The sequence below is a fragment of the Stappia indica genome (assembly GCF_009789575.1).
Taxonomy (GTDB): Bacteria; Pseudomonadota; Alphaproteobacteria; order Rhizobiales; family Stappiaceae; genus Stappia; species Stappia indica_A.
Genome location: NZ_CP046908.1, coordinates 1,951,622 through 1,978,273, shown reverse-complemented (window position 1 = coordinate 1,978,273; position 26,652 = coordinate 1,951,622). Strand labels below are relative to the sequence as shown.

Annotated in this window: 24 protein-coding genes; 12 read left to right on the top strand and 12 right to left on the bottom strand. The window is 64.5% G+C overall.

All coding sequences use genetic code 11. The features are described from left to right. From mdtN to GH266_RS09315, 5 genes are all read left to right on the top strand, one after another. Positions 1-1,053, top strand: a complete 1,053-nt coding sequence (gene mdtN / locus GH266_RS09335; RefSeq protein ID WP_158193666.1) for a multidrug transporter subunit MdtN — start codon at positions 1-3, stop codon at positions 1,051-1,053. 115 nt (positions 1,054-1,168) lie between these two features. Beyond that, on the top strand, positions 1,169-2,866 hold the full coding sequence (locus tag GH266_RS09330) for an FUSC family protein (RefSeq protein ID WP_158193665.1): 1,698 nt from the start codon (positions 1,169-1,171) through the stop codon (positions 2,864-2,866). Positions 2,867-2,893: 27 nt separating this feature from the next. Next, positions 2,894-4,009, top strand: coding sequence for a linear amide C-N hydrolase (locus GH266_RS09325; protein WP_158193664.1), 1,116 nt, complete (start codon positions 2,894-2,896; stop codon positions 4,007-4,009). 51 nt (positions 4,010-4,060) lie between these two features. Then, positions 4,061-5,440: a glutamate decarboxylase gene (gene gad / locus GH266_RS09320; RefSeq protein ID WP_158193663.1), complete on the top strand. Its 1,380-nt coding sequence runs from the start codon at positions 4,061-4,063 to the stop codon at positions 5,438-5,440. 73 nt (positions 5,441-5,513) lie between these two features. Next, on the top strand, positions 5,514-6,341 hold the full coding sequence (locus tag GH266_RS09315) for a hypothetical protein (RefSeq protein ID WP_199270489.1): 828 nt from the start codon (positions 5,514-5,516) through the stop codon (positions 6,339-6,341). Here GH266_RS09315 and GH266_RS09310 read toward each other — a convergent pair. The 5 genes from GH266_RS09310 to dctP form a co-directional block, all read right to left on the bottom strand. After that, complete coding sequence (locus GH266_RS09310) at positions 6,338-7,831, bottom strand: TolC family protein (RefSeq protein ID WP_158193661.1); 1,494 nt, start codon at positions 7,829-7,831, stop codon at positions 6,338-6,340. The two genes, GH266_RS09315 and GH266_RS09310, sit on opposite strands and share 4 nt — an antisense overlap. Before the next feature lie 531 nt (positions 7,832-8,362). Further along, positions 8,363-9,334: an alpha/beta hydrolase family protein gene (locus tag GH266_RS09305; RefSeq protein ID WP_158193660.1), complete on the bottom strand. Its 972-nt coding sequence runs from the start codon at positions 9,332-9,334 to the stop codon at positions 8,363-8,365. Next, complete coding sequence (locus GH266_RS09300; protein WP_158193659.1) at positions 9,334-10,629, bottom strand: TRAP transporter large permease; 1,296 nt, start codon at positions 10,627-10,629, stop codon at positions 9,334-9,336. The genes GH266_RS09305 and GH266_RS09300 overlap by 1 nt, the downstream gene beginning before the upstream one ends. Continuing rightward, positions 10,626-11,147: a TRAP transporter small permease subunit gene (locus GH266_RS09295; protein ID WP_158193658.1), complete on the bottom strand. Its 522-nt coding sequence runs from the start codon at positions 11,145-11,147 to the stop codon at positions 10,626-10,628. Before GH266_RS09295 ends, GH266_RS09300 begins: the two co-directional genes overlap by 4 nt. An 8-nt stretch (positions 11,148-11,155) precedes the next feature. Next, complete coding sequence (dctP, locus tag GH266_RS09290) at positions 11,156-12,244, bottom strand: TRAP transporter substrate-binding protein DctP (protein WP_158193657.1); 1,089 nt, start codon at positions 12,242-12,244, stop codon at positions 11,156-11,158. A 115-nt stretch (positions 12,245-12,359) separates the two neighbouring features. On the opposite strand from dctP, the gene GH266_RS09285 reads away from it, so the two are divergent. Further along, complete coding sequence (locus GH266_RS09285; RefSeq protein ID WP_158193656.1) at positions 12,360-12,833, top strand: MarR family winged helix-turn-helix transcriptional regulator; 474 nt, start codon at positions 12,360-12,362, stop codon at positions 12,831-12,833. A 105-nt stretch (positions 12,834-12,938) separates the two neighbouring features. On the opposite strand, the gene GH266_RS09280 is transcribed toward GH266_RS09285, so the two are convergent. The 7 genes from GH266_RS09280 to GH266_RS09250 all read right to left on the bottom strand — a co-directional run bounded on the left by GH266_RS09280 (position 12,939) and on the right by GH266_RS09250 (position 19,076). Next, positions 12,939-14,432 (bottom strand): tripartite tricarboxylate transporter permease, encoded by a 1,494-nt coding sequence (locus GH266_RS09280; RefSeq protein ID WP_158193655.1) that lies wholly within the window; start codon positions 14,430-14,432, stop codon positions 12,939-12,941. A gap of 4 nt (positions 14,433-14,436) precedes the next feature. Then, a complete protein-coding gene (locus GH266_RS09275; protein WP_158193654.1) occupies positions 14,437-14,877 on the bottom strand; it encodes a tripartite tricarboxylate transporter TctB family protein in 441 nt (146 codons plus the stop codon). A gap of 22 nt (positions 14,878-14,899) precedes the next feature. Further along, entirely contained in the window at positions 14,900-15,586 is a 687-nt protein-coding gene (locus GH266_RS09270) for a GntR family transcriptional regulator (protein ID WP_158193653.1), read from the bottom strand. A 1-nt stretch (position 15,587) separates the two neighbouring features. After that, positions 15,588-16,457 carry an alpha/beta fold hydrolase gene (locus GH266_RS09265; RefSeq protein WP_158193652.1) on the bottom strand — a complete coding sequence of 290 codons (870 nt, stop codon included), beginning with the start codon at positions 16,455-16,457 and terminating at the stop codon, positions 15,588-15,590. Between the two features lie 17 nt (positions 16,458-16,474). Beyond that, positions 16,475-17,065, bottom strand: coding sequence for an amino acid synthesis family protein (locus GH266_RS09260; RefSeq protein ID WP_158193651.1), 591 nt, complete (start codon positions 17,063-17,065; stop codon positions 16,475-16,477). Between the two features lie 20 nt (positions 17,066-17,085). Next, positions 17,086-18,060: a Bug family tripartite tricarboxylate transporter substrate binding protein gene (locus GH266_RS09255; RefSeq protein WP_158193650.1), complete on the bottom strand. Its 975-nt coding sequence runs from the start codon at positions 18,058-18,060 to the stop codon at positions 17,086-17,088. A 353-nt stretch (positions 18,061-18,413) separates the two neighbouring features. After that, the gene (locus GH266_RS09250; RefSeq protein ID WP_158193649.1) at positions 18,414-19,076 is read right to left on the bottom strand and encodes a GntR family transcriptional regulator; all 663 of its coding nucleotides are present in this window, start codon (positions 19,074-19,076) and stop codon (positions 18,414-18,416) included. A 169-nt stretch (positions 19,077-19,245) separates the two neighbouring features. Between GH266_RS09250 and GH266_RS09245 the strand changes: the two genes are divergently transcribed. The 6 genes from GH266_RS09245 (at position 19,246) to GH266_RS09220 (ending at position 26,512) form a co-directional block, all read left to right on the top strand. Further along, positions 19,246-20,193: a tripartite tricarboxylate transporter substrate binding protein gene (locus tag GH266_RS09245; protein ID WP_199270488.1), complete on the top strand. Its 948-nt coding sequence runs from the start codon at positions 19,246-19,248 to the stop codon at positions 20,191-20,193. Continuing rightward, complete coding sequence (locus GH266_RS09240) at positions 20,184-20,645, top strand: tripartite tricarboxylate transporter TctB family protein (protein ID WP_158193648.1); 462 nt, start codon at positions 20,184-20,186, stop codon at positions 20,643-20,645. The genes GH266_RS09245 and GH266_RS09240 overlap by 10 nt, the downstream gene beginning before the upstream one ends. A gap of 1 nt (position 20,646) precedes the next feature. Next, positions 20,647-22,125, top strand: coding sequence for a tripartite tricarboxylate transporter permease (locus GH266_RS09235; protein WP_158193647.1), 1,479 nt, complete (start codon positions 20,647-20,649; stop codon positions 22,123-22,125). Positions 22,126-22,161: 36 nt separating this feature from the next. After that, positions 22,162-23,598 (top strand): aldehyde dehydrogenase, encoded by a 1,437-nt coding sequence (locus tag GH266_RS09230; protein WP_158193646.1) that lies wholly within the window; start codon positions 22,162-22,164, stop codon positions 23,596-23,598. A gap of 38 nt (positions 23,599-23,636) precedes the next feature. Then, positions 23,637-24,527 (top strand): NAD(P)-dependent oxidoreductase, encoded by an 891-nt coding sequence (locus GH266_RS09225; RefSeq protein WP_158193645.1) that lies wholly within the window; start codon positions 23,637-23,639, stop codon positions 24,525-24,527. 287 nt (positions 24,528-24,814) lie between these two features. Then, a complete protein-coding gene (locus GH266_RS09220; protein WP_158193644.1) occupies positions 24,815-26,512 on the top strand; it encodes a dihydroxyacetone kinase family protein in 1,698 nt (565 codons plus the stop codon). Positions 26,513-26,652: the final 140 nt, after the last annotated feature.

Below are 26,652 nucleotides of genomic sequence, written 5' to 3'. Positions count from 1 at the left end.
ATGCCTCTACCAATAAGTTCAGGACGTCTCACCGCCCTTGCGGGTGTAGCAATCAGTTTCCTGGTCATCGCGACAGCGGTAGTACTAGCCTATCGCAGTCATTTGGTTTCCCAAGCGAATCCTCTGTCGGACGATGCCTCGGTGTTTGCCAACGTTACAAGGATGGCAACCAGTGCCGGTGGTCGGGTGAAGAGTGTTCCCGTCCAGGAAAACGCCTTTGTCCAGAAGGGAACCCTCCTTCTCGAGCTCGATGATACCGCCTATCGGCTGGCGGTCGAGCAGGCTCGCGCCGACCTTGAATTGGCCGAAGCCGCGGCCAGCGATAAGTCTCGCAATATCCAGGCAGAACTTGCCAATGCGGATATTGCGGGCCAACAGGTCGAACGGGCCCGATCGAACCTGGATTTGGCCTCGCAGTCGCTCGAACGGCTACGGCCCATGGCCGAGAAGGGCTATGTTTCCGCGCAGCAACTGGATGATGCTCGTACTCTGAAGCGCGACGCTGAGGTAAGTCTCAGAGAAGCCCTTCGTCAACAGGATGCGGCACAGGCGCTGGTCGGAGACGAGCTGGGAGCGGGAGCCCTTGTGCGAGCGCGCCGCGCGGCGTTGGCAATTGCGGAACACGAGTTGGCCGGAACGCGGCTGTTTGCGCCGCACGATGGCCATGTCGTTGGATTGACGACTTCAACGGGCGACTACGTGCTGCCGGCGCAGCCTCTCTTCACTCTCATTCAGAGCGATGTTTGGTACGTCAATGCGAATTACACCGAGACTGTTATCCCAGGTATTTCAGCAGGCGACTGCGCTTCCGTCCATGTTCTGGCGAACCGCAAGATAGCGATCAAGGGTGTGGTCGAGAGTGTTGGCTGGGGCATCAGTACAAAGGACCTGATCAATGTTCCGATCTCTCTGCCAATCGTGCCGAAATCGCTCGAATGGGTTCGGGTTCAGCAACGTTTCCCGGTCCGAATTCGCCTTGCCGATCCACCTGCAGAACTGATGCGCGTGGGCGCCTCGGCCGTCGCGACCATTCATCTCGATGATGCCTGCTAGCGGGCCGCTCTCCAGCCTTGTGGTGCAGGCTTGGCACGACCTGCAGCCATTCGACGGGCGGTTTTCCCAGACCTGGCGGGTTGCTTTGCTGTGCGCGCTGGTAACAGGGGTCGCCATGACCTACCGGATCCCCGAGCCGGCGATCAGCTGCTATCTGATCATTTTCCTTATGAAGCGCGACGCAGTGATGAACTGTCTGCTCGGCATCGGTCTGATCGCTCTCGCCTCGCTGGTGGTGTTGGTGATGATCCCGATCATCAACCTGAGTATTGACAGCGCGGCCACCCGACTGGCGATCATGTTCTTCACGTCATACGTGTTTCTGTTTTTCAGTTCGACCACCCCACTGGGCGAGCAAGCGGCAATCGTGGGATTGATTGTCGCTTTCATCATGACGCTCGTCACCGACGTTCCGATTGGGCAGATTGGAGATCAGGGCCTCCTTGCGGCATGGAAGATGGCCTGCATGCCGATGGCGCTCATGATCCTGTTCAATCTTTGTGTGGGAACGCCGTCGCAGGTTCTCGTGCGCAACCGGATCGTCGAGCGCCTGCGGGCGTCGGCGGAGGCGGTGGAACGCGGTGGGGAAAGCGCAAAGCTTGCCGAGCTTCTGGCCGAGGGCAACGACGAGTCGCTGAAGCAGATGCTGCTTGTGCGGTTTCTCCACCTTGTCCCGCGTGCCGACTCCCTCTGGCTTAACGGCGCCGTCGCGACCAGCTATCGTATCGCGCTGGCGGCTCAGGCCCCTGGCGATACTATCCTTCCGGACCGGCGTGCGATGTTCGCCGCCCAGTTACGGCATGTCGCAGACCTGGTCTCGGCGAGGGAAGTTCCGATTTTCGCCTTCCCGCAGGAAACGGAACCGCAGACTTCAACACCTGCTGATGATGCCCTGCGCGCGGCGCTGAAAAACCTTGCCCGCCCCGATGCCGGCGCCAGTCCCAAGCCGGAGCCCGTGCCGCTGCTTGCTGCGGATGCCTTTTCAGCGCCGAGGCATCAGCTCTACGCGCTCAAGACCTCGATCGCTGCTGTCGTCTGTTACCTGATCTATACCGGCATCGATTGGAACGGCATCCATACGGCCATGATTACCTGCTACGTCGCCGCGCTTGGCACGACCGGGGAAACCGTCCGCAAGCTGACGCTTCGGATTGCGGGGTGCCTCGTGGGAGCGGCCATGGGAGCAGCGGCTTTGCTGTTTGTGATGCCACACCTCACAGATGTAGGCGGGCTGATGATCCTCGTCTTCATCGCCGTTCTCATTGCAGGATGGGTCTCATCCGGTAACGAGCGCATTTCCTACGCCGGAGTTCAGATCGCACTGGCTTTCCTGCTGACAACGCTGAACGGTTTCGGTCCCAGTTTCGAGTTCTCCCAGGCCAGCGACCGCATCCTTGGCATTCTTCTGGGGATCTTCGTGATCTTCGTCATTTTCACTCAGTTCTGGCCCGTGAGCATCGTGAACGGCCTACGCTTGCGGCTCCTGGTGAGCGCGAACGCCCTTGTGGACCTCACCAGGCAGGCCCCGGATGCCCGTATGGTCGACGTTGCGACCTCGTCAAAGATCCTCTCCAGCCTTGAGGAGACTAGCAACCTTCTGAGCATGGCCTATTTCGAGCCGCGCCGGCAGCGGGCCAGCGACGGGCAACTCCTCCAGCTCGCGTCGATCCGTGGGGAACTGGAAGGGCTCCATCGTCATATACGCTCCCAAAAGCAAATTCCTGAAGACGTTACTGCAAGAATTGATGAGATTCGTCGCGAACTTGAAGAACAGTTCGTGATTACGCTCAGACCTGCTCTGGTCACCCGGTGAACGTAGTCTACAAGAGGAACTCCGAGCATGTGCACGTCACTCGTCTACCGCGATGCCACCGGCAAGGCATATTTCGGGAGGACCCTGGAGTTGACCTCCGACTTGCCCTATCAGCTCGCCTACTGCCCGGTCGGACAGTTCTTCTCCTCGCATCTTGAGGGCCATGCGACGCTGGACTATGAGAGCCGGCATGCGTTTCTGGCTGTGACGATGCCGGGGCGGATGCCAACACGCGAGGCGCCGCTCGGGCTGTCCGATTTCAAGGTCCTGGAGGGGTTGAACGACCAGGGCCTGACCTTCAGCCTGCTGTCCTATCCGGCCGCTGGTGGACCGCAGCAGGCGGTCGCCGCGACACAGGCCGTGCTCTCGGCCTCCGATCTCGGCTCATGGGCACTTGGCCGCTTCGCAAGCGTGGGGGAGGTGAAAGCCGCGCTTCAGGCACAACCTGTTCTGCTCGAGGCGCTCACCCTGCTTGGCGGGGTCGAGTCCCCGTTTCACTACGTGGTTCATGATGCCGGGGGCGCATCGCTTGTAATCGAGTTCAACAAGGGCGCGATGTCGCTGTACGACAACCCGGTCGGAGTGATGACGAACGGGCCGGAGTTTCCCTGGCATCTCACCAACCTCGACAACTACACGTTCCTGACCAACGTGGATGCCTCCAGCGCCACCTTCGGCAGCTACAGGGCGGTTCAGCCGGATTCGGGGATCGCGACGGCCGGTTTGCCTTCCTCCAGCACCTCGGTCGGCCGCTTCGTGCGCGCGGCTTATTACGCACAGTTTACGGAAAAGGCGGCGACGCCCGACATGGCGGTGCTGACGCTCGCGCATGTGATGAACGCCTTCGATAGGCCGCGAGGGGTGTCCGTCGCCCCTGCAGACGCTGATGGCGGTCATCTGGAAGTCGCCGGCCTGCCTGGGCCGGGAAGCAAGGGGCCTGCCACCGAATACACCTGCTGGACCAACCTGTCGGACCTTGAGCGCAGGCGCTTCCATCTTCGCACCTACCGGAGTCTGAACTACGCAAGCTTCGATCTCGACGACCTTGCGAGTGTCGGTACACCTCTGATTTTGCCCCTCGATCGGCTTGACAGCCTCTCTGGCGATGCAACCGGCCTCCTGAAACAGGCAAAACCGACCTGACGTTCACTCACCCGACCTGGACCTCTATGCACGCGAACCGGGAGAAAACCGATGAGCCGCAAGGCCGACAATCCAAACGACGCGATCTACGGCGCCACGGCGCTGTCTTCGTCGCTGCCGAAGTCGCATTTTCCGGACCACGAGGAAAACCCGCGTCGGATCTATATGGCGGTGCGCGACGAACTTATGCTCGACGGCAATTCCCGCCAGAACCTGGCTACCTTCTGCCAGACCTGGGAAGAGCCGGAAATCCACGACCTGATGGATGCCTGCATCGACAAGAACATGATCGACAAGGACGAGTATCCGCAGACCGCCGAAATCGAGGCGCGCTGCGTACGGATGCTCGCTGATCTCTGGAACGCTCCGAAAGGCCCTGCGACAGGCTGCTCAACCACCGGTTCGAGCGAAGCTGCCATGTTGGGCGGGCTGGCCATGAAACGGCGTTGGGAGGCACGGCGCAAGGCGGAAGGCAAGACAATCGACCGCCCCAACCTTGTTACCGGCCCCGTTCAGGTGTGCTGGCACAAATTCACCCGCTACTGGGACGTGGAGCACCGCGAGATTCCCATGGAGAATGGACGCCTGCTCATGACGCCGGAAGAGGTGCTGAAGCTGTGCGACGAAAACACCATCGGTGTCGTGCCAACGCTTGGCGTCACTTTCACTGGCGAATTCGAACCGGTAAAGGCGGTTAGCGACGCGCTGGATCAGCTGCAGCAAGAGACCGGGCTCGACATTCCCATCCACGTGGATGGCGCCAGCGGTGGATTTCTTGCACCTTTTTGTGCGCCGGATCTGGAATGGGACTTCCGCCTGCCGCGCGTGCGATCCATCAACGCGTCGGGCCATAAGTTCGGCCTCGCCCCGCTCGGCGTGGGCTGGATCATGTGGCGCGAGGAGGCCGACCTGCCGGAGGAAATGGTCTTCTGGGTCAATTATCTGGGGGGGGATATGAAGGATATCGCCCTCAACTTCTCCCGCCCGGGCGGGCAGATCGTCTGCCAATATTACAACTTTCTGCGTCTCGGACGAGAGGGCTACGCCAAGGTGCACGGAGCCTGCTACGACAGTGCTGCCTATCTTGCGCGTGAACTCGGAGGCTTGGGGCCGTTCGAAATCGTCTTTGACGGGAACCGCGGCAAGGGCATTCCGGCCGTATCGTGGACGCTGAAAGAAGGACTGGAGGCGGGGTTTACCCTGTTCGATCTTGCCGACCGGCTGCGGGTGCGTGGATGGCAGGTTCCCGCCTACACCCTTCCGGCGCATTGCGAGGACAAGTCGATCCAGCGCGTTCTCGTGCGCAACGGTGTCAGCCGTGATCTTTGCGCGTTGCTGATCGAGGACATTCGCTCGGCACTGGCGCATCTCGATGCCCATCCGCGCAAGATCCCGCTCGGCGAAGACGACGCCTCCGGCTTCCATCACTGACAGCCTGCCGCCCTGTAAAAAGAGACACTGGAGGCAGCCGACCGCTGCCTCCAGCACGAACATGGATGCGAGAATGGACGCCAGAGGACCCTGGCCTTTCATTACCATGCGCTGCGTCCTGCGCGACGGGCGCGAGGTTGTTTTGCGTGCACGCCAGCACCGCAAAGGATTGCTGCGACACGCAGGCCGGGATGGAATCCCCTTCTGGCACCGCCCAGCATATAATTGGTGGAATGGCTTGTTCTTTGCCGTGGGGTCGCTGCATTTCATCTTCGCAAGCCTTCTGTCGATCACACCCGGACCGTTCACGGCACGGGAACTCGCTCTCGTCTTCTTCGCAGGGTCGATTTTCTTTACGATCGCCGGCTTCATGCAGAACCTGCAGGCTGCCAATGCTGGCCAGATGGGAGGGGAGCTGCCTGATATGTCGGTGCGTCCTCGCCTGATCGGCTGGAAGCCCTCGGATATCGGATGGCTTAGTGCCATCACGCAGTTCGTCGGGACGGTGATGTTCAACTTCAATACGCTGGATGCGATCGATCCGCCGTCACAATGGTATCTCGCCGATCTGACGATCTGGCTGCCGGGCCTGATTGGCTCAGTGCTGTTCCTGATCTCGGGCTATCTCGCGTTCATGGAAACCAGTCACGGCTACTGGTCGTGGAAACCAGCCGATCTCGATTGGCAGATCGTCACCTCGAATCTGCTCGGCTGTATTCTCTTCATGGGTGCCGGCATATTCGCCTACGTGCCGCGCGGGCCAGAGCCTGGCTGGATTGCCTTCTCGGCAAACCTGCTTTTGTGCCTGGGAGCATCGGGCTTTCTTCTTGGCGCGCTTTTGATGATGAAGGAAAGCAGGCAGACGGGCACGGTCACGCCCTGTCCTCTCGGACCTTCCTAGCGCAGCGCTTCCTCCGGGGCTGAACTGGATGTCATGTTGCCCAACATGAACGCCAGAGATGAAGCGGCAAGAAGGGATGCTGCATGCGCATCTGCCTGTGCCTCCCGGGCATCAAGAAGAGAACTGTCGGCGGCGGTGACATCCGTGAGCGTTCCAAGACCGTTCTGATACGCTTCGAATGCCGCATTGTATGTGACGATCGAAGCCCTGCGGAGTTCTGATGCCGCCTCATAGGAGGCAAGCGCGGACCTGACTGAATTGGACGCGAGAAGGATCTCCCGTATGGCGGCATCCTTGGTTTGCCGATGAACCGCGGCGGCGGCCCTAGTGGCAGATGCAGCCTGACGCTGGCGGTTCTTGCGGATCTGACCGTCGAAGAGGGGAACGGTGACGCCGAGCATCACGCCGCTCGCCGTACTCTGCAGGCCGGCGCCCGGCAAGCTGCCTGCCTGGACGCGCCCTCGATTGGCAACCGCAACAGCACCGAGATAGACTTTTGGCAAAAACGCCGCGGCAGCAGCGCGTTCATTCGCTTCGCTCGCCTTCAGGGCAGCATAGCTCGCCAAAACGTCAGGGCGTCGCGACAAGGCCTGTTGGACAACCTTGTCCGTGGGTTCCCCTCGGGTGCCTGGCAATCGACGGCTTGTGGACGAGGCCACCTTGATTTGCACATTTGGTGCCAAGCCAACGGCGCCGGTCAGGCCTTGATACGCATCGTCGAGACCGTCGCGCGCCTGTACCAGCCTGAAGCGGGATTGCGCAACCAGTTGTTTCGCCTGGGCAACTTCGATGCTGGTGCCTATGCCGCTGGAATACCGTCCTTCTGCAGCAGCCAGTATCTTACGGCTGTTGGCAAGCGAGTGTTCGGCAATTTCACTTTTTTGTCTGGCAACACCATACAGATAGTAGGCTCTCGTGATGTCGTGAATGAGAGCTTGATGGGTTCCGTTGAAAGAAATATTCGCTGCGAAGGCGGTTTGTTGAGCAGCGTTCAACAATGCTTGCCGCTCACCGAAATCGAAGAGTAGCCACTGCAATGCAATATTCGGCGTCACGCCACTTGCTTTGGTCGACACGTAGTCGGTACCCCCGAAGAGGGTTGGCAGGGGCGTAACGACGTCCTGGTATCCTGCGATCACGTTGGCCGAGATCATCGGAAGAAATGTTCCTTCCGCAATGCCAACCGCGGCGGCAGCTTGTCGGGCCTGCTCCCAAGCAACCCGAGTCGAGGGGTGAGACCGCTGACCGAGATCGATCAACTCGGAAAGCGTGTAGACCTTGCCGCTTTGGACTTGGATCCGAGGACCGGTTGAGGTTGTCGCCGGTGTGTCATTGATTGAACCGTGAACAGCAAAGCTTCCGTTGTCACCGCTTGGTCCCCACGGCTTGTCGGGCGCGGAAGAGGTCAGCTTGGACGGGTCGCTCAGACACCCGCTCAACAACACGCAGCCGAACAGAAGCGTCGCACGCCTTGCATGTGTCGATGTCATGAAACTCACGCTAAATTCATGTTTCTGTCGGCCAGCTTGCAATGAACCACAGGATCAATCTGGTGCACAACCCATTGAGACTTTTCAGTTGGCGTGGGTCGTGGACTCATAATTGTGTCGAAGACGGCGTCCCTGAACCGCTCCCGGTTTGCCGGAGGCCGTTTGGTTCGAGGCACACTGCGATTGCGGCTCCTCCAGCGTCGCAAAACAGCTTTCCTCGGCTTTGGTCGACGGAATGTTGTTGATGGGCTCCAGCAGCCGATCTCACCCACCAAGAGCGTCAATTTTCCGGGGACGGTCGTTTCCGTCTCTTCAGTGCCAAGTGTTCTTGCGCGCTACAGCGGGGGCCAGGAAGTCGTCTGAGCCTTGTGATTGTCGATCCACCCTTTTGTTCCCTTTCTGCCTGAAGCCGGAATGCTGTCCCGACTGCAGGATGGTAGAGGACGCGAAGAGGCTTTCGGACGAGCAGCACGTCGTGCGGGCCCGTCGGCGGCTACAAGCCTCGCAAGCTCGACTGTCGCGAGGCCGTTCCTAGGACGCGGTCTGGTGCCGGGACAAGCTCCGCCTTGTCTCCGACGGCCTGACAAGGCGCGTGAGGATGGCGCCGAGAACCTGCTCGTTCCCAAGGTCCTGCATCGGCAGATGCGAGTGCCCGGCAAGGCCGACGTCAGACAGCAGCAGCTCCTCAAGATGCAGTCCGGATGCGGCGCAGGCGGTTCGGCTCGTCTCGCGAAGCGCCTGCCACAGATGGCTGGACCCGATGAAGTCGCCCCAAACCGCAAGAAGCGGCACGTCGGGGAAGTCCGGCACCTGCGGCAGGCCAGCTGGCTCGACGAGGCAGAGCGACAGGACCTCTCCCGTCGCCAGTCCCGAAAGAACCTGAAACGCCGTTGCCGAGCCGCTGCTGTGGGCGATGATGTGGCAGGGGCCGATGCGCCGGATCGCCTTTTCAAGAGCCGCTGCCGCGGCGGCATCCGTGTCGGGCCAGCGCGGCGACCAGGCATAGGCCCCCTTGATGAAGTGATCCGCCGGAAATCGCTGCCCCGGATGCGCCGCCAGGCCGTCCGGCTGGCGGTGACCGATGCGGAAGGTTTCCCAGGCGTCCTCGATGGAGCGCATGATCGGGCGCGACGTCCAGACGCTTTCCAGAGCGCAGAACCCTGCTCTCCCCCGCTCGACCATGTCGACGACATAGACCGGGTGCCCGGCCTCCAGCAGAAGGCGCATCCAGCCCTTTCGCCCGTCGGGAGTGGTTTCCCAGACGGCGCCGTTCATGCCTCCGCCATGGATCAGGAGCACGGGTTTGCCTGTCGCAGCTTCGGGGATCATGTACTGCACATACGCCCCCTCGATCGCGTAGCGCCCGTTGGGGTCGTGCACGAACTCGGTGATCGTCTCGGTCAGGCGGATTGTCGTGCAGTCTTCGCCGGTTATCTCGGCGAGCCGGCCTTCCACATGGAAGCTGCCGAAATCGGCCAGGGCAACCGCGCGGCCTTTCGTCATCACAGCCACCAGAGCACCAGGCCGGGGCAGAAGATGAGGATCCCGGTCAGGATCAGTTCGATCACGACAAACGGGACACAGCCCTTGAAGGCCTCGGAGATCCTGAGGTCCGGATAGGCGCCCTTCACCACGAAGACATTGAGGCCGACCGGCGGTGTGATGACGCCGATTTCGGTCATCTTGGTGACGAGGATGCCGAAGAGGACCGGATCGATACCGGCATCGGTGATGATCGGGAAGACGATCGGCATCATCAGCAGGATCATCGAGAGACCGTCGACCACGGCCCCGAGCAACAGAAACGGCAACAGCACGAGGATGAGGAGAACGGTCGGCGACACGTCCTGCATGGCGACCCAGGCGGCAAGATCCTGAGGAACCTGCGTGGCCGACAGGCCGAGGCTGAACAGCCCGGCGCCGATGATCAGCGCGAAGATCGCGGCCGTGGAGACGGCCGTCTCGATGAAGCCGGATACCAGTTGCCGGACGTTCCCGCGCAGGCGGAACAGGGCGATGGCCAGCGCCATGGTTGCGCCGACGCCGGCAGCTTCGGTCGGGGTGGCGACACCGGCATAGATCGACCCGATCACGACGGCAAACAGCAGCCAGAGATCCCACGCCTTCAGCAGCGTCGTCCCGCGCCGCGTCCAGCCCTCCCGCGGCAACACTTGCGTGCTCTGGAAGCCGGGATGAAACCGGGCGAGGAGATGCACCCCGACCATGTAGGCCGCGGCGGTCATGATCCCGGGCAGGATCGCGGCCAGCAGCAGATCGCTCAACCGCGTGCCGGTCGCAATGGAGTAGATGACGAGGACCCCGGAGGGCGGGATCAGGACCCCGAGCGTCCCGCCGGCCGCTACGGCCCCGGCGGCGAGCCTCTCGCTGTAGCCGAACCGGAGCATCTCGGGGATCGCGATCCGCCCGATGGTTGCGGCGGTCGCAACGCTTGTCCCGGACACGGTCGCGAACAGCGCGGAGGCCAGGATGGTGGTCATCGCAAGGCCGCCCCGGATATGGCCGACCCAGGCCCGAGCCGCCTCGAACGCCCGGCGCGAAATGCCGGCCGAAAAGGCCAGATGCCCCATCAGCAGGAAAAGCGGCACGATGATCAGGGTCAGCTCCGCCGTGAAGGCGAAGGGTTTGGAGCCGACCAGGAACAGGACCGATTGCCAGCTTCGTGCCAGGGCCAGGCCTGCCACTCCGGCCGCTCCGAGCGCGAAGGAAATCGGCGTTCCGACCAGAAGCAGCACGATGAGCATCCCGCCCATCAGGAGGGATATCTCGATCCCGGTCATTGGACGGTTCCTTCGCGATCCTGGACGTGTGCCGGATGGCCGCCCAGAAGCCGGATCAGTTCGACGAAAAGCTGCAGCGTGAGCAGGGACAATCCCACGGCGACCGCAATGCGGCTGGGCCAGACGGGAAAGGAGACGACCCCGAACGTCGTTTCGCCCGAGAGGAAGGACTTGCTGGCGGCGAGAGTGGTCAGCCATGCCAGGAAGCCGACATATCCGAGGCTGACGAGGGTGCTGAGTATCGCCGCGATACGGCGATATCGCGGGGTCAGGGAATCGGTGAGCAGCGTCACGACGAAGTGGGCGCGTTTCGCTTCGGCTGCGGCCAGGCCGAGATAGATCAGCGTGACCAGAAGCAGCGTGTTCAGTTCGGCTGCACCGGGAATGGTGTAGCTGACCGTCTTTCGTGCGATCACGTCGGGCGTGACGATGGCCATGATGGCAAGGATGCACAGGCCGCTGACCGAGCCGAGCGCGATATGCGCCCGGTCGATCCATCTCAAGGACGATCCCGTCATGTCAGGGATCAGTTCGGCTCGGCTTGCAGGCGGTCGAAGCCGGGGGCGTAGTCGGAGCCAGGCTCCTTCTCGGCGACAAGACGCCGAAACTCGTCGAACGTCGCCCGTGCCGGAATGCCTTTCGCCTCCAGCTCGTCGATCCAGGCGTTCCAGACCGTCTCTCGGGTCTTCTCGCGCCATTCGGCGTCGACATCGGCGCTCGTCCGTACGATCTTCAGCTGCGGAGCCGCCTTGATCTTGTCGATTGCCGCTGCAATCGAAATGTCGGCAATCTCGAGGTATTTCGCCGGCGCACCTGCCGCGACCTCGCTGATCACCGCGCGGTCTTCCTCGGACAGGCTGTCCCAGGTGTTCAGGTTGAATGCCAGCGTCACCGCCGCATAGACGCCCAGTCGGCCGGCGTCGCCCGCATGGGTCGCAATGTCCTGCAGGCCGACAAGCGTGCTGACGTCGAAGGGGGCCGCCGAGAAACCGTCGATGGCACCGGACTTGAACGCCTGCACGCCGTCGCCCATTCCCATGGCGACCGGAGTTGCTCCCAGCATCTGCAGCACCTGGGCGACGCCTCCCGAAGCCCGGATGCGCATGCCCTTCAGGTCCTCGGTCGTCTCGATCGGCTTGTTGGTCCAGAAGGCGTTTTCGGTCGCCACGAGCGAATAGGCGGGGGCCAGGTTGGCCGCCTTCCACTCCTGCGCCAGCGCGCCGCTCGACAGGCTGAGATCGGTGAAGGCGCGTGCCGCAGCATCGGCATTCTCGGTCACGAAGGGCAGCAGCAGTCCGCCGGCCAGCGGCAGCATGTCGGTATTGTAGACGGCGCCGCCCGTCCCCAGGTCCGCCGCGCCCGAACTCACGCCCGGAAAGACCTCAACAGGACCCAGAAGCGAGCCGCCGTAGTTTCGTTCGAACTTGATCCGGCCCTCGGTCCTCGCCTCGATCTCGTCCATGAACCAGTCGTCCACCTGGACCCAGGTGAAGCTCTGGGGGAGGTAGGTCGCGTAGGTCAAAGTGCGCGTTTCAGCCTGCGCCGCCCCGCTGGACAGGATCGCCACAAGGCCGGCCGCGATGGCTCGAGCCATCCTGGAAGTGACGTGTTTCATCGGGTTCCTCCTCCCTGTCTCCCGGATTGTCCGGAGAATTATTCCCATATGGGAGCATAATTCGTCCCATATGGCAATAGTTGCGTCTTGACTTGCGGCGGGAAAGCAGGATGCGATGGCAGGCATGAACGTGAATGATTTCGTCAGCACCGCCAGCTTCCCCTGGGCATTCCGCCTCGCTTATGTGGGCAACATGTTCCGCGAGCCGCTCCTAAAGGTGGTCGAGGAACGGTGGCGCCTCTCGCGTCCGGAGTGGACGGTTCTGCTGTGCGTGATGATCCGGGAAGGCATCATTTCGAAGGACATCTGGGAGCTGACGGGACAGCCGCGCAACTCAATCAGCCGGGGCGTCATCAGCCTGGAGAAACGCGGCCTCGTCCGGCGGACTCCCAGTACCCAGGACAAGCGGCAGGTAACGCTGCACCCGACCGCGGAAGGGGCGCGTGTCTTCGCGGAAATCGAGCCGCTCTTCGTGGAAAGGGAGGGCGCGTATCTGTCCTGCCTGAGCGGCGAGGAATTGCAGCAATTCCAGGCGATCCTGACCAAGCTCTCGGATCATATTTCTTCCGTCGCGGAGCCTGCCGCTTGAGGCGTGCGCACGAGCGTCCTGCAAGCCCGACTGGCTTGCGCGATTGCCGGGGGGGCATCGCAGGGGAGGGGGCAGCCGGCAGGATGGCGCATCGCGGCTCTCGCCTCAGCCGCCGTGACCGTCATCCGTCTGGGGCGGTGAATTCCGCTTCAGGATCGCCCAGAGCAGGATTGCCAGCGTGAGCAGCATCAGCACCGCGGTGGCCGGACGCGAGAACATCTCGATGTAGCTGCCGCGATGGATCAGAAGCGCCCGGCGCAGGTTCTCTTCAAGCATGGGTCCGAGAATGAAGCCGATGAGCAGCGGCGCCGGCGAATAGTCGAAGAGCCGCAACAGGAAGCCCACGAAGCCGAAGCCCAGGACCAGCCACACGGCGAAGGCGCTGTTGGTGAGCGTGTAGACGCCGGCGCAGATGAGCGCCACGATCACCGGGTACATCATCGAATAAGGGATGCGCAGGAGCCAGAGCCAGATGCCGACCAGCGGCAGGTTCAGGCCCAGCAGGATGATGTTGCCGAGCCAGAAGCTCGCGATCAGCCCCCAGAACATCTCGGGCTGCTCGAAGATGAACTTGGGTCCGGGCGAGATGCCGTGGATCATCAGCGCGCCAAGCATGATCGCCATCGTGGGGCTGCCGGGAATGCCGAGCGACAGGGTCGGAATGAAGGCCGTCTGCACGGCCGCGTTGTTGGCGGCCTCTGGCGAGGAGATGCCTTCGATCGCGCCCTTGCCGAACCGGTGGGGCGTTCGGCTTATGCGTTTTTCGATCGCATAGCCGATCAGCGAGGCGATCGTCGGCCCGGCACCGGGCAGCGGGCCGACCACGCTGCCGACGCCCGTGCCGCGCACCATCGGGAACAGGGTTTTCAGGAACTCCGACCGGCTCGGGATCATCGAGCGGAAGGTGACCTTGGGCATCGGGCCGCGGGCCTTCTGGGCGCGGATCGCGAAGATGACCTCGCCGACGCCGAACGTGCCCAGAGCCAGCGCGACCAGGCTGACGCCGTCGAAGAGCTCGGGAACGCCGAAGGTGAAGCGATAGTCGCCGCTGTTCACGTCGATGCCGACGGTGCCGAGCAAGGTGCCGAGAAGCACCATCGCAATGCCCTTCATCGGCGGGCCGTCGGAGATCGTGGCCGCCATGATGATGCTCAGGAGTAGGATCGCGGCATATTCGGAAGGGCCGACGGCCACGGCCAGCCGGCTGATGATCGGCGAGAGGAAGGTCAGCAGTAGGATGCCGACGGTTCCTCCGAAGAAGGACACATAGGTGGTGACGGTGAGCGCCACGCCGGCCTTTCCGTTCTGGGCCATCGGATAGCCGTCGAGGCAGGTGATGGCGTTCGACGAGGTGCCCGGCAGGTTGAGCATGATGGAGGCGGTCGAGCCGCCATATTCCGCGCCGTAGTAGATCCCCGACAGGAACACCAGCGCCGTCGTCGGGTCGAGATAGAAGGAGACCGGCATCAGCAGCGAGATCGCCGACAGCGCCCCGACGCCTGGCAGCACGCCGATCAGCGTTCCAAGGAAGACACCCGCGAAGCAATAGACCACCGAGGTCAGCGTCAGCGATGCGAAGCCGAGCGTGAACAACTCCATCGGATCACACCTTGATCAGAGCCGCAGGGGAATTCAGCCCGATCACGAAGACGAGCCAGACGAGCAGGCAGGAGAAGAGGACAATGCCGATGGTTCGCCGCAACCCGACGTCGCGGTCGGCGAGGCACGCGAGCAGGACCGAGACGCCGAGGGCCGGAAACAGGCCGAACCGGCCGATGGTCAGCGCGAAGCTCGCAACGCTCAGTGCGACCAGAAGCAACTCGCGCCAGGGAATGTGCACCTGCGTCGCCGACGCGCGCAGGCCGCCGATGCCGATCACCGCGCCGAGCAACACCAGTGCTCCGCCGATCAGCAGCGGAAAATAGCCGGAGCCCATCCGCGCCGCGCTGCCGATGCCGTAGTCGAGGGCGCGGTAGGCGGCGGCGGCTCCGACCAGGGCGAGCAGGAAACCGCTCACGGCGTCACGATTGAGCTTCGGCTGCATGGGGCTCGGTGTCCTTGCGGGATTAAGGGGCAGAACGGGCCGGCATTGCGGCCTTGGCCTGGACGCGGGCGTTGCGAATGTGCGTGATCGCGGCCTGCTGGGCGCCCGGGACGTCCCCGTCACGGATGCATGACAGGATGTCGCGCATCTCCTTCAGGCTCTCCTTCGGGCGGCCGGGCCGGGACATGGAGCGCGAGCGCAGCAGGTTCACCCGCGCAAGAAGGCCGCGCAGGATGTCGGCGAGAATGTCGTTGGTGCAGCCCTGGAACATCACCTCGTAGAAGGTGGTGGTGGCCAGGATCAGCTGCGCCGGATTGAGTCCCTCGGACGAGGCCCGCTCGAACTCTGCGAGCGCCTCGTCCATCTGTTCCAGCTGGTCGCGGGTTGCGGCCAGAGCGAAGAGGCGGACGACCTCCGGTTCGATCAGCTCCCGTACGTCGTAGATCCGTTCGGCCTCCTCCCAGCCGAGCTTCACCACGATCGGCCCCCGGTTGGGACGGACCTCGACCAGACGTTCTGCCTCCAGCTGGCGCAGCGCTTCTCGAACCGGCGTGCGCGAAGCGTCGAGGTGGGAGCACAGGTCGGCCTCGGACAGCCGCTGGCCGGGCACGAACACGCCCGTGATGATGTCGGCGCGAAGGGCATTGGTGACGCGCTCGCGCACACTGGCCCCGCGGACGCGCGCAGGATTGCTGACCTTGGTATCCATCTTATCCCCGTCCTGCTCCTCTCTCCCCGATGACGCGATCGAGAAACGCGCCGACCGTATGGTTGAAGCTTACCGGATTGTCGTCGTGCACGTAGTGTCCGGCGCTTTCTATCTCCCGGGCCACCACACGCGGGTTCGTCTCGCACATCCGCTGTACCCGTGCCGGGTCGAGATAGTCGGAATTCGCGCCGCGCAGCACGAGAACGGGGCAGGCGAGGCTGGACAGGGCAGGCCAGAGGTCCGGATTGGGCCGGATGCTTGCCTGCTTGATCCGGCACTCCCCGATCCCGCGCTGGTCGTGGCGCCAGACGATCTTGTCGTCGACGCTTTTCATCGAGTGGGCGACACGCGATTCGATCGCCTCGTCGGTGACGTTGGGCCGGATCGAGCGCCAGAAGGCGCGGGCTTCGTCCAAGGTGTCGAAAGTGAGCGGCGTCGTTTGCAGTTCTTTCAGGATCCGCTCGATCCCGGCACTGCCATCGGCCTCCGGCCCGCTGTCTTCCAGGATCAGCGAGGCAAAACGCTCGGCATGGGTCCGTGCATAGGTCAGCGCGTTGATGCCGCCCATCGAGTGGCCGAGAACATGGATCGTCTCGGCCCCCAGATGGTCGATGAGGGCGCCAAGGTCAGCTGCGTACTGATCGGCAAAGTAGTTCTTCGCCGGATCCCAGTCCGTTTCTCCCCGGCCGCGCTGGTCGGGCGCCACCACGTAGAAGCGATCCGCGAGGGTTTCCGCGAGCCCGGCAAAGGTTCGGCCATAGCTGCGCAGGCCGTGCAGGCAGATCAGCATCGGACGGCCGGGATCACCCCAGGTGAGATAGTGAAATCGCAGCCCGTTGAGCTGAACGAAATTGGAGTGCTCCCGGTCCATCGTATCGGCTCCGTGCGTTATTCGGCCGCGAGCGGTGCGGCCTGAGGTCCGCCGAGGCGGGCGTGGATACGTCCGCGTGTCGCGACGGCGAAAACCACCACCACCTCGTCGGCATTGGGCGCATCGTCGAAATAGGCGCTCACCGTGTCGTAGTAGTCGCGGGCATAGAGTTCTCCGACATGGGCGAGCGGGACGTCGATCAGGGCACCCGGGCCGCTGCGCTTGCCGGTCGAGGGGATCCATTCCTTCGCGCCCGGCAGCACCGCCCGGATCGGGGTCGCGAACCGGGCGGTGATGAAGGCGTTGCCGTGCTCGTATTCGCCGGCGCTGCCGACGACGCAGGCCTTGCCGTAGCTTTCGGCCTGCGCCCCGTCCAGGGCGGCGAGGATGCGCCGGGCAAACTCCTCTCCCAGCTTGTCGCTGCCATCGACGATCTCACTCAGATCTTCGCTGAACCGCGCCGCATAGGGGTTCCTGATTGCGGCAGCGATCAGGATCTTGCGCAAGGGGGAGCCTTCGTCCGACTGATAGGTCTCGTTGGTCAGGACTTCCTGTTCCTGGATGTACCAACGGCGGATCTGGTAGTCGGCGATGTTGTCTCGGCGCATCGTGTCGTTGACCTTTCAGTTTACTTCGAGATGTCGATATCTGTGGTGGCGAGGATATGCCTCACCAGCGCCACGGAGGCGTCGCGCTTCTTCTCCAGCTCTTCCGGCGAGCTGCCCTGCGCCGTGACGCCGAGCTTGGCGAATTCGTCCTGGGCTTCCGGCTGGTCGAGTACCGAACGGACCGCCTTGGACACCTGGGCGCGGATCTCGGCCGGCACTCCCGCCGGGGCGAAGATCCCGAACCAGCCGGCGTCGTCGAGGCTGTCATAGCCCTCTTCGGCGAAGGTCGGGATGTTGGGGAACTGCGGCAGGCGTCCGGCCGCGGCGACTGCCAGACCGCGCATCGCATCGTCCTGAAGCGAGGCGGTGAGCGCGGTCACCGTCAGGAAGGAGCTGTCGGTATGGCCGCCGGTCACATCGGCGACGGCCGGGGCGGACCCCTTGTAGGGCACGTGGATCATGTCGGCGCCGGCCTTGGAGGCGAAGAGCGTTCCCAGAAGGTGCGGCGTCGAGCCGACGCCGAAGGTGCCATAGGTGAGCGGGCGCTCTTTCGAGGCTTCCACATAGCCCTTGAGATCGGTGATCGGCGAAGAGGCGGGAACGACGAGAATGAGCGCGCTGTTGGCGATGAGGCTTACCGGATCGAGGCCGGTGAGCATGTCGCCCATCTTGTCCTCGTGCAGGACCGGCGAGATCGCGTTGGTCGAGGATGTTCCGAACAGCAGCGTGTAGCCGTCGGCCGGCTGCGTCTTCACGTAAGCGCCGGCGACGGCGCCGCTGGCGCCGGGGCGATTGTCGACAACCACCGGCGCGCCGAGCGCGGTCTCCAGCTTGCTGGAGACCAGCCGCGCCAGAAGGTCCGTTCCGCCACCGGGAGAAAAAGGCACGACAAGCGTGACCGGGCGGTCGGGATATCCTTGCGCCAGGCCCGGTGCTGTCAGCCCGATGGTTGCGGCGATGCAGCTTGCGGCCAGCACGAAATGTCGACGGTTCATGATCCCCTCCTCTTAATACAAGATTGTATGATAATCACATCATACGTTTTGGGTTTCAAGACCTGATTTGCATGGCCGCACGCGCCGCGTTTGCATGGAGGACGCGCGCAGCGTAGGTGAGCCGGGCGCGCGCCGCGCCCGCCGTGATTTCGATATGGGGATGTCTTCGAAAGGGGGGCGGGTGCCGCAGCGCTACGCTAACGGCTTGAATGTCCTTGTCGTCTGGGGATCGGCTGCTCGGGCAGGCGTGCAACATCGAACCTTCCCGTGGACTTGGTCACGGGAAGGCAGCCGCGCCGGATCAGCCCGGTTCGCAGGTGTTGAAATGGGAGGGGCGATCCGTCAGCCCGCGCCTACAGGGCGCCGCAGTATTTTTCCTCGTAGAAGGCGCGGGCGGGCTGCATGTGGCTGGTGCAGAGCCTTGCGAGTTCCTCGAGGTCGCCGGTCCTGACGGCCTCGACCATCGCGAAATGTTCGGCTCTGGCCTTCTCCAGCAGGGACGGCATGCCGAGGCCGTGGGAGCGAATGCCGTGCGTCTTGGCGTTGGAGGTCTCGATCGCTTCGGAGAGATAGGCATTGCCCGTTCCCTCGAAGAGCTTGCGATGGAAAATCGTATTGGTCTGGAAGACAAGCCCGAGGTCGCGCGAGGCGACCGCCTCGGCGTGGGCGTCGCGTGCGGCCTCCAGCTGGGCAAACCACTCCGGGTCGGCAGCCAGCTGGATCCGGCGTGCCGCTGCCTCGTGCAGGATGACGCGCAGCTCGTAGAGCGCGGCGACCTCCGCGCGCGAGAAATAGCGCACCGCCGCGCCGCGATTGGGCTGGCGCTCGACGATGCCCTTTCTCTCCAGCTCGTGCAGGGCGGCGCGCACGATATGGCGTTTGGTGGAGAAGCGGACGATGAACTCGTCCTCGTAGAGCCGTTGTTTCGGCAGGAACCTGCCGAAGATGATGTCCTGCTCCAGAACCGAGACGATCTCCGAAACCGCCGTCTCCGTCATCGTTCCGTGTCTGACCATACTGCAGCGCCTGATTATTGATAATTTCGTCGATGTTTATATCGCCGGATCCGGCGGCGCAAATGCCGCCCCTAATTCACTTGCCGGCCGTCCGCCCGGACGTATGGTCTGCCGGCACTTTTCAACGGGACCGCACAAGACCGGCCCGCAACGATCCGGGAGGATTATCGTGCTCAGGAAACTCATGACGGCCGCTGCGGCCATTGCCATCTTCACTGGCCCGGCTCTCGCCGAATGGCCCGAGAAGTCGCTCGAACTCATCGTCGCCTATGGCGCAGGCGGCGGCACCGATGTTACCGCACGTACCCTCCAGCCGCTGCTGGAAAAGCAACTCGGCCAGTCCGTGGTCATTGTGAATCGCCCGGGTGCGGCCGGCGAAGTGGGCCATGCGGCCCTCGCCAACGCCACGCCGGACGGCTACACGATCGGCATCGTGAACCTGCCGCCGATGCTCACCATCCCGATCACCAAGGATGCGGCGTTCAAGGCTGACCAGATCATCCCGGTGGCGGGCCTGGTGCGCGACCCGTCCGCGATCTCGGTTCCCGGCAACAGCCCGTTCAACACGCTCGACGAGTTGATCGCCTATGCCAAGGAGAACCCGGGTGCGGTGACCATCGGCACGACCGGCGTCGGCACCGACGACCACCTTGCCATGCGCTACCTCGCCAAGGCGACCGGCGCGGAGTTCACCCACGTTCCCTTCGCCTCCGCCGGTGCGGCCCGGACAGCCCTGATGGGCGGTCACGTGTCCGCAGCTGCCCTGAACCTCGGCGAGGCCATGCCCAACGCCCAGGAAGGCAAGGTGAAGATCCTCGCCCATTTCGGCTCCGAGCCGTCCGCGCTGGCGCCTGACGTTCCGACCGCCAAGTCGCTCGGCGTCGATGTCGAGATGCTCTCCGAGCGCGGCGTCGGCGTTCCTGCCGGCACGGATCCGGCCATCGTCGAGAAGCTTGCCGCCGCCATTGCGGCCGTGGCCAACGACCCGGCGTTCATCGAGCGCAACAAGGAGCTCTTCACCGAGGTGGCCTACAAGTCGTCGGCTGATTTCCAGCAGCATGTGCAGAAGCTGGGTGAGGACTACCAGGCCATGTGGGACGAGTCCCCGTGGCAGTAACGCCTGAACAGGCACAGGGAAACACCGTCCGGCCGCTCGAGCGGCTGGCGGTGGCTCTCCTCGTTGCGCTTGTCGGGGCCGTCGTCACCTGGGACGGCACCCGGCAGGCCGGGGCGAGCGCCTATTTCCCCATCGCGGTCGGCAGCGCGATGATCGTGCTGTCGGTGATGTCCATCATCCGTCTCGGCCGCGACACGCGTCTCACGGACGAGGCCCCCCTGTTCAAGGGCTTTGCCGGCCTTGCCCTGCTTGCCGTCTTCATCGCGCTGGCCGGCCAGATCGGCTTTCTCACCGCCTCCCTGGCATTCATCCCCGCGATGGCGGTGCTCGGCGGAGACCGCAATGCCGTGCGCGTCGTCTTGGGAACGGCCGCCTTTGTCGTCATGGCCTATGTCGTGTTCCATCTCGCCTTCGCTCAGCCGTTCCCGGCGGAACTGATCCTGGGAGGCTGACATGATCGAAGTTCTCTCCGGTCTTCCCCATGCCCTGCTCATCGACAGCATCCTGGCGATGATCGTTGGCACCGCTGCCGGCATTCTCGTCGGCGCGATTCCCGGTCTCACGGCGACCCTCGCCATGGCCCTGCTGCTGCCGTTCACCTACACCATGTCGCCGCTCGTGGCGCTCGGCATGATGGCCGGCATCTACAACGGCTCCATGTATGGGGGTGCCATTCCGGCGATCCTGATGCGGATCCCCGGCACGCCTTCCGCCGTTGCCACCACGTTCGACGGCTACCCGCTGGCCCAGGCGGGACGGGCCAAATATGCCCTTCACATTGCGCTGATCTCCTCCACGGCCGGCTCGATCATCAGCGCGCTCGCGCTCATGATCATTGCGCCGCCGCTGGTCACGCTCGCCCTCAAGTTCGGTCCGACCGAGTATTTCTGGGTCGCGATCTTCGGCCTCACCAGCGTGTCGCTGCTGCTTGCCGGCGCCCCGGCCAAGGGGCTTGCCTCCGCGATGATCGGCGTTGCGGTCGGTCTCGTCGGCATGGACATGATGACCGGTGCGGAGCGGCTGGTGTTCGGCGTGCGCCACATCGCCGGCGGCGTCGACCTTGCTGTCATGCTGACGGGCCTCTTCGCCATTCCTCCCGCGCTGGCCATGCTTGCGTCCCCCTCAGGCGGGAGCAGCCGTGCCGACCTGACCGGCGCCGGCCTCAAGCTGCGCGAGGCGCTCACCTTCACGCGCACCTGGATCCGGTCTGGCGTCATCGGCGTCATCATCGGCATCATGCCGGGTGCGGGCGGCAATCTCGCCGGTATCCTCAGCTATGCGGAGGAGAAGCGTGCGGCACGGGACTCCTCGCGCTTCGGCAAGGGCGATCCGCGCGGCATCGCCGCCTCGGAATGCGCCAACAATGCCGACAACGCCTCGTCGCTGATCCCCACGCTCGCGCTCGGCGTGCCGGGGAACTCGGTCGCCGCGCTGATGATGGGCGCCATGCTGATCCAGGGCCTGAACCCGGGACCGGCGCTGTTCAGCCAGCATGCGGACGTCGTCTACGGCTTCATGTGGCAGATGCTGCTCACCGCCTTCATGATGCTCGCCCTCGGCCTTGTCGGCGCGAAGCTGTTCGTCAACATGCTCCGCATTCCCGCCGCGCTGCTCGCGCCGATGATCCTGATCATCTGCTCGCTCGGCACCTACGCCTCGACGAACGCCATGGCCGACGTCTGGCTGATGCTCGGCTTCGGCGTGACCGGCTACGTGCTGTCGCGCTCGGGCTATCCCATCGCCCCGATCGTCCTGGGCGCGATCCTGGGGCCCATGGCGGAATCCTCCTTCCGCCAGGCGCTGCTGATCTCGCGCGGAGATCCGCTCTCCTTCGTCTCCTCGCCGATCTCGATCGTGCTCGTCGTCGCGATCCTGGCGATCCTCGCACTCCCGCTGCTGCGCCGCCGCAAGCCTCACACGCCTGCCGGCTGAGCGCAGCCCCGACCACACAACAGGACAAGCACAGGCATGGACACCCGCACGAAAGCCGGAGAACTCGTCAGCATCAATCCCGCCGACGGCACCGAGGTCGCGCGCGTTGCGATCACCACCCCGCAGGAGCTGGACGCCGTCGTCGCCCGCGCGCAGAAAGCTTACCGGGACTCCGGCTGGAAAGAGCTGATGCCGCACAAGCGGGCCGAGGTTCTGCACGCTATCGCCAACGGCCTGCTGGCCGAGAAGGAGACGCTCGCGGCGCTGCAGATGCGCGACAACGGCAAGCCGATCGCGGAGTGCCGCGGCATGGTCGACTATGCGGTCGGCACGTTCCGCTACTACGCCTCCGTCTGCGAGACGCTGGAGACGGACGTCACCCCGCGGCGCGGCGACTACGTGTCCTTCACCGTGCTCGAGCCCTATGGCGTTGTGGCTGCCATCACGCCGTGGAACTCGCCGATCATGAACGATGCGGCGAAGGTTGCGCCGGCGCTCGCCGCCGGCAATGCGGTCATCCTGAAGCCGTCCGAGGACGCGCCGCTGCTCGCTCCGGAACTGGAGCGCATTGCCGCGGCCGCGGGGCTTCCGGGCGGGCTGCTGCAGGTGGTGCAGGGATACGGCGCGGATATCGGTGCGGCTCTCGTGGTGCATCAGGGCGTCGGCATGATCTCCTTCACCGGCGGCACGGCCACGGGGCGGGCCATCGGCCGCGTTGCCGGCGAGCGCATCGTCCCGGTGGCGCTGGAGCTCGGCGGCAAGTCGCCGCACGTGGTCTTCGCCGATGCCAATCTGGAGCATGCGGTGGCGGCGGTCGCGGCCGGCATCTTCGGGTCGTCCGGCCAGTCCTGCGTTGCCGGCTCCCGGCTGCTGGTCGAGGAGAGCGTCTACGACGAGGTCGTGACGCGGCTGGTGGAGCGCGCCAAGCGTATCGTGGTGGCGGCGCCCGACGCCAAGGGCGTCGAGGTGGGACCGCTCGCCTCGTTCCATCACCGCGACCGGGTGCATGCCTTCGTCGAGCGGGCCCGTGCGGAAGGCGGACGCATCCTGTGCGGCGGCTCGGCTCCCGAGGGCGCCGCGTACGAGGCGGGCGCCTATTACCTGCCGACCGTGATCGACGGACTGCCGCACGACGCGCTCTCCTGTCAGGAGGAGGCTTTCGGCCCGGTCCTGGTGGTACTGCCGTTCAAGGACGAGGCGGACCTTGTCGCAAAGGCCAATGGCACGGATTTCGGCCTGGCCTGCGGCATCTGGACCGAGAACTTCAAGAAGGCCTGGCGCACGGGCCGCGCCCTCGAGGCCGGGTCCGTGTGGATCAACACCTACAAGCAGTCCGTGACGAGCACGCCGTTCGGCGGGTTCAAGGACAGCGGCATCGGCCGGGAGAAGGGCATCGACGGCCTGCGCCTCTATGCGCAGGTGAAGAGCATGTATTTCGGCCTGCACGAAAACCCGCTGCCCATCGCCAAGTGATCCGTCCCGACAACGAATTGAGAGTTTCTGGAGTCTCCATGACCGATATTTCGAAGGTTGCCATCTACGGTCTCGGCAATATGGGCTTTCCGCTCGCCAAGCGGATCGCCGCCCGCTTTCCGGTGCAGGTGTTCGACCTGAACGAGGAGATGCTGGCCAGGGCGCAGGGCGAGCTCGGCGCCGAGACCATCGCAAGCCCCGAGGCGTTGTCGCAGACGCGGATCGTGGTGCTGTGCCTGCCGAGCCCCAAGGCCTCGCTCGCGGTGCTGCGCCAGATCGCGCCGCACCTGCCCAAGGACGCGGTGGTGGTCGAGACCTCGACGGTCAATCCGCAGGACATCTTCGCCTGCCGCGATGCGCTCGCACCGCACGGCCTGCGGGTTATCGATGCCTCGCTGATGGCCGGCGTCAGCCAGATGGAAGCGGGTACCGCCTCGCTGCTGATCGGCGGCGAGAGCGATGCCATCGCCGCCTGCCAGCCGGTGCTCGACGCGATTGCCGACAAGCAGACGGTGTTCGGCCCGCTGGGTACCGGCGCGGCCGCCAAGGTCATCAACAACGCGGTTGCCCACGCCGTCATGGTCGTGGTTGCCGAGGCCGGCTCGATGGCGACGGCGACGGGCGTGTCCATCGACAAGCTGATCGGCCTGCTGTCGGATCCGCAGATGGGCCTGCACCGGCCGCTGACCTACCGCTTCGCCAAGCGGGTGGTGGAAGGCGACTATGCCGGCGGCATGCCGCTGGACGCAGCACGCAAGGATTCCCGCCTGGCGCTCGACCTTGCCCAGACGGAGGGCGTTCCCCTCTTTGCGATCCAGGCCGCGCATTCGGTCTACGAGATGGCGTCCCGCGCAGGCTATGCGCGCGAGGACTACGCCGCGATCGCCAAGCTGTGGGACGACTGGCACGTGCCGGCCGTCCCGAAGTAAGCGAAAAAAGCTCGATCTGCCGGGGCGCGGTCCTGCGAACCGCCTCCGGCAGATCTCCTGCCTGCGGGAACAGCATCAGCTGGGAGACCCTGCCCGACGGGGCTTATAAATGGCTCAAGGCGCGGGCTTCCTCCATCAGCCATCAGCATCAGCGAGCGATGATGGCGCTCTAACAATTTCAGCTCCAGAGAATTTTCCGCAGCGAGGACAACTATCGCGAGCTTGTCGCGCGGGGCGTTTTGGCGCAAGCACCGACCTGAGCGTGTGACCACATCTGGGGAATGGATATGAAGAAGCTGATCAACGATCCCGCGAACGCCGTCGCAGAAATGGTTGCTGGCCTGGTTGCCTCGCAGCCGGGACTGACCAGGATCGTCGGCCGGAACGTGGTGCTGCGCGCCGACCTGCCGGCGCCGGAGCATCGCAAGGTCGCCATCATCTCCGGCGGCGGCAGCGGCCATGAGCCGGCCCATGCCGGCTATGTCGGCGCCGGCATGCTGACGGCCGCGGTGCTGGGCGACGTGTTCACCTCGCCGAGCGTCGATGCGGTGCTTGAGGCGATCCAGGCGACGGCGGGCCCGGCCGGCGCGCTTCTCATCGTCAAGAACTACACGGGCGACCGGCTCAATTTCGGCCTGGCAGCGGAGATTGCCCGCGCCGGCGGCATTCCGGCCGAGATCGTTGTCGTCGGCGACGACGCGGCGCTGGAGGGCATCGTCGCCCGGGAGAGGCGACGCGGCATCGCCGGCACGGTCCTGGTGCACAAGGTCGCGGGCGCTGCGGCCGAGCAGGGCAGGGAGCTTGCCGTCGTCGCGCAGCTGGCCGCCCGTGCCGCCGATGCGGTTCGCTCCATGGGCGTCGCGCTCGGGTCCTGCACGCTGCCCTCGGCCAAGGCTCCGAGCTTCACGCTCGGCGACGAGGAGATCGAGTTCGGCCTCGGCATTCACGGCGAAATGGGCGCGCGTCGCTCCGCCATGCTGCCGGCAAACCGGATCGTGTCGGACATGCTCGACCGTCTCGTCGAGGATCTGGGCGAGCGTGCCCGCGAGCCGATCGGGCTCGTGGTCAACGGGCTCGGCGCGACGACCCAGCTCGAGCTGATGATCGTGGCCGGCAACGCGCTCGACGATCTCTCCCGCCGCGGCGTGAACGTTGCCCGCGTGTGGGTCGGCAATTTCATGACGGCGCTGGAAATGCCGGGTTGCTCCCTCTCGCTGATGCCGCTGGATGACGAGCTTTCCGCGCTGATCGACCAGGAGACGGCGGCTCCGGCCTGGCCGGGACCGGGCGTGATCACGCAGAAGACGGCGGTGGATGCGCCGGCTGCGGCCGACGACATCCTTGCCGGCGAGGTCGACGGTCCGGTTTCGGGCGCCGTGCGCAACGCCATGCTGGCGATTGCCGAGGCGCTCGATGCGGCCGAGCAGAAGCTGACGGAGCTCGACAGCGTCGCAGGCGACGGCGATCTGGGCGCCAGCATGGTGCGCGGGGCCGTGGCGCTGCGCTCTGTCGCCGCCCGGCAGTTCTCGACGCCCTCCAAGGCGTTCGACGCGCTGGCTCTGGCGCTGCGCCGGGAGATCGCCGGCAGCTCCGGTCCCTTCTATGCGATTGCGCTGATGCGGGTCGCAAGGCTGCTCGAGGGCGAGGCCGCGCCGTCCGCCGATCTGTGGGGCAAGGCCCTGGCCGAGGCGGCCGAGGCCGTGTCCGCGACCGGCGGCGCAAAGCCCGGCGACCGGACGATGCTCGACGCGCTTTCGGGTGCGATCGAGGGATGGCGCGCGGCGCGCGGCGAAGATCGCAATGGTCTCGAAGCGTTCGATGCCGCCGCTGCCGGCGCTGCACAGGGCGCCCGGAAGACCGCCGAGATGACGCCGAAGCTCGGACGGGCAAGCTATCTGGGCGAGCGTGTGCTCGGACATGCCGATGCGGGTGCAACGGCGGTTGCGATCTGGATGGACGCGATCGCCCGGTCGCTGCGCGCCTGAGGCGGCGCTCGTGCTCGCCCGGTCGCGCAAACGCGGCCGGGCCCTTTTGCGTGGATAAGGCACGTCGGTCCATCGCCGTTGTGGATGGTTTTGCCCGGACCATCGCCGGCGATGCGGTCCGGGCGGCAGGGCTTTGACAT

What these genes read in the sequence shown, in the direction of transcription:
- GH266_RS09220 (WP_158193644.1), top strand. Translation starts at nt 24,815, where the DNA reads ATGAAGAAGCTGATCAACGATCCCGCGAACGCCGTCGCAGAAATGGTT.
- gad (WP_158193663.1), top strand. Translation starts at nt 4,061, where the DNA reads ATGAGCCGCAAGGCCGACAATCCAAACGACGCGATCTACGGCGCCACG.
- GH266_RS09270 (WP_158193653.1), bottom strand. Translation starts at nt 15,586, where the DNA reads ATGGATACCAAGGTCAGCAATCCTGCGCGCGTCCGCGGGGCCAGTGTG.
- GH266_RS09280 (WP_158193655.1), bottom strand. Translation starts at nt 14,432, where the DNA reads ATGGAGTTGTTCACGCTCGGCTTCGCATCGCTGACGCTGACCTCGGTG.
- GH266_RS09285 (WP_158193656.1), top strand. Translation starts at nt 12,360, where the DNA reads ATGGCAGGCATGAACGTGAATGATTTCGTCAGCACCGCCAGCTTCCCC.
- GH266_RS09260 (WP_158193651.1), bottom strand. Translation starts at nt 17,065, where the DNA reads ATGCGCCGAGACAACATCGCCGACTACCAGATCCGCCGTTGGTACATC.
- GH266_RS09235 (WP_158193647.1), top strand. Translation starts at nt 20,647, where the DNA reads ATGATCGAAGTTCTCTCCGGTCTTCCCCATGCCCTGCTCATCGACAGC.
- GH266_RS09225 (WP_158193645.1), top strand. Translation starts at nt 23,637, where the DNA reads ATGACCGATATTTCGAAGGTTGCCATCTACGGTCTCGGCAATATGGGC.
- GH266_RS09315 (WP_199270489.1), top strand. Translation starts at nt 5,514, where the DNA reads ATGGACGCCAGAGGACCCTGGCCTTTCATTACCATGCGCTGCGTCCTG.
- GH266_RS09255 (WP_158193650.1), bottom strand. Translation starts at nt 18,060, where the DNA reads ATGAACCGTCGACATTTCGTGCTGGCCGCAAGCTGCATCGCCGCAACC.
- GH266_RS09275 (WP_158193654.1), bottom strand. Translation starts at nt 14,877, where the DNA reads ATGCAGCCGAAGCTCAATCGTGACGCCGTGAGCGGTTTCCTGCTCGCC.
- GH266_RS09230 (WP_158193646.1), top strand. Translation starts at nt 22,162, where the DNA reads ATGGACACCCGCACGAAAGCCGGAGAACTCGTCAGCATCAATCCCGCC.
- dctP (WP_158193657.1), bottom strand. Translation starts at nt 12,244, where the DNA reads ATGAAACACGTCACTTCCAGGATGGCTCGAGCCATCGCGGCCGGCCTT.
- GH266_RS09250 (WP_158193649.1), bottom strand. Translation starts at nt 19,076, where the DNA reads ATGGTCAGACACGGAACGATGACGGAGACGGCGGTTTCGGAGATCGTC.
- mdtN (WP_158193666.1), top strand. Translation starts at nt 1, where the DNA reads ATGCCTCTACCAATAAGTTCAGGACGTCTCACCGCCCTTGCGGGTGTA.
- GH266_RS09310 (WP_158193661.1), bottom strand. Translation starts at nt 7,831, where the DNA reads ATGACATCGACACATGCAAGGCGTGCGACGCTTCTGTTCGGCTGCGTG.
- GH266_RS09305 (WP_158193660.1), bottom strand. Translation starts at nt 9,334, where the DNA reads ATGACGAAAGGCCGCGCGGTTGCCCTGGCCGATTTCGGCAGCTTCCAT.
- GH266_RS09325 (WP_158193664.1), top strand. Translation starts at nt 2,894, where the DNA reads ATGTGCACGTCACTCGTCTACCGCGATGCCACCGGCAAGGCATATTTC.
- GH266_RS09300 (WP_158193659.1), bottom strand. Translation starts at nt 10,629, where the DNA reads ATGACCGGGATCGAGATATCCCTCCTGATGGGCGGGATGCTCATCGTG.
- GH266_RS09330 (WP_158193665.1), top strand. Translation starts at nt 1,169, where the DNA reads ATGACCTACCGGATCCCCGAGCCGGCGATCAGCTGCTATCTGATCATT.
- GH266_RS09295 (WP_158193658.1), bottom strand. Translation starts at nt 11,147, where the DNA reads ATGACGGGATCGTCCTTGAGATGGATCGACCGGGCGCATATCGCGCTC.
- GH266_RS09265 (WP_158193652.1), bottom strand. Translation starts at nt 16,457, where the DNA reads ATGGACCGGGAGCACTCCAATTTCGTTCAGCTCAACGGGCTGCGATTT.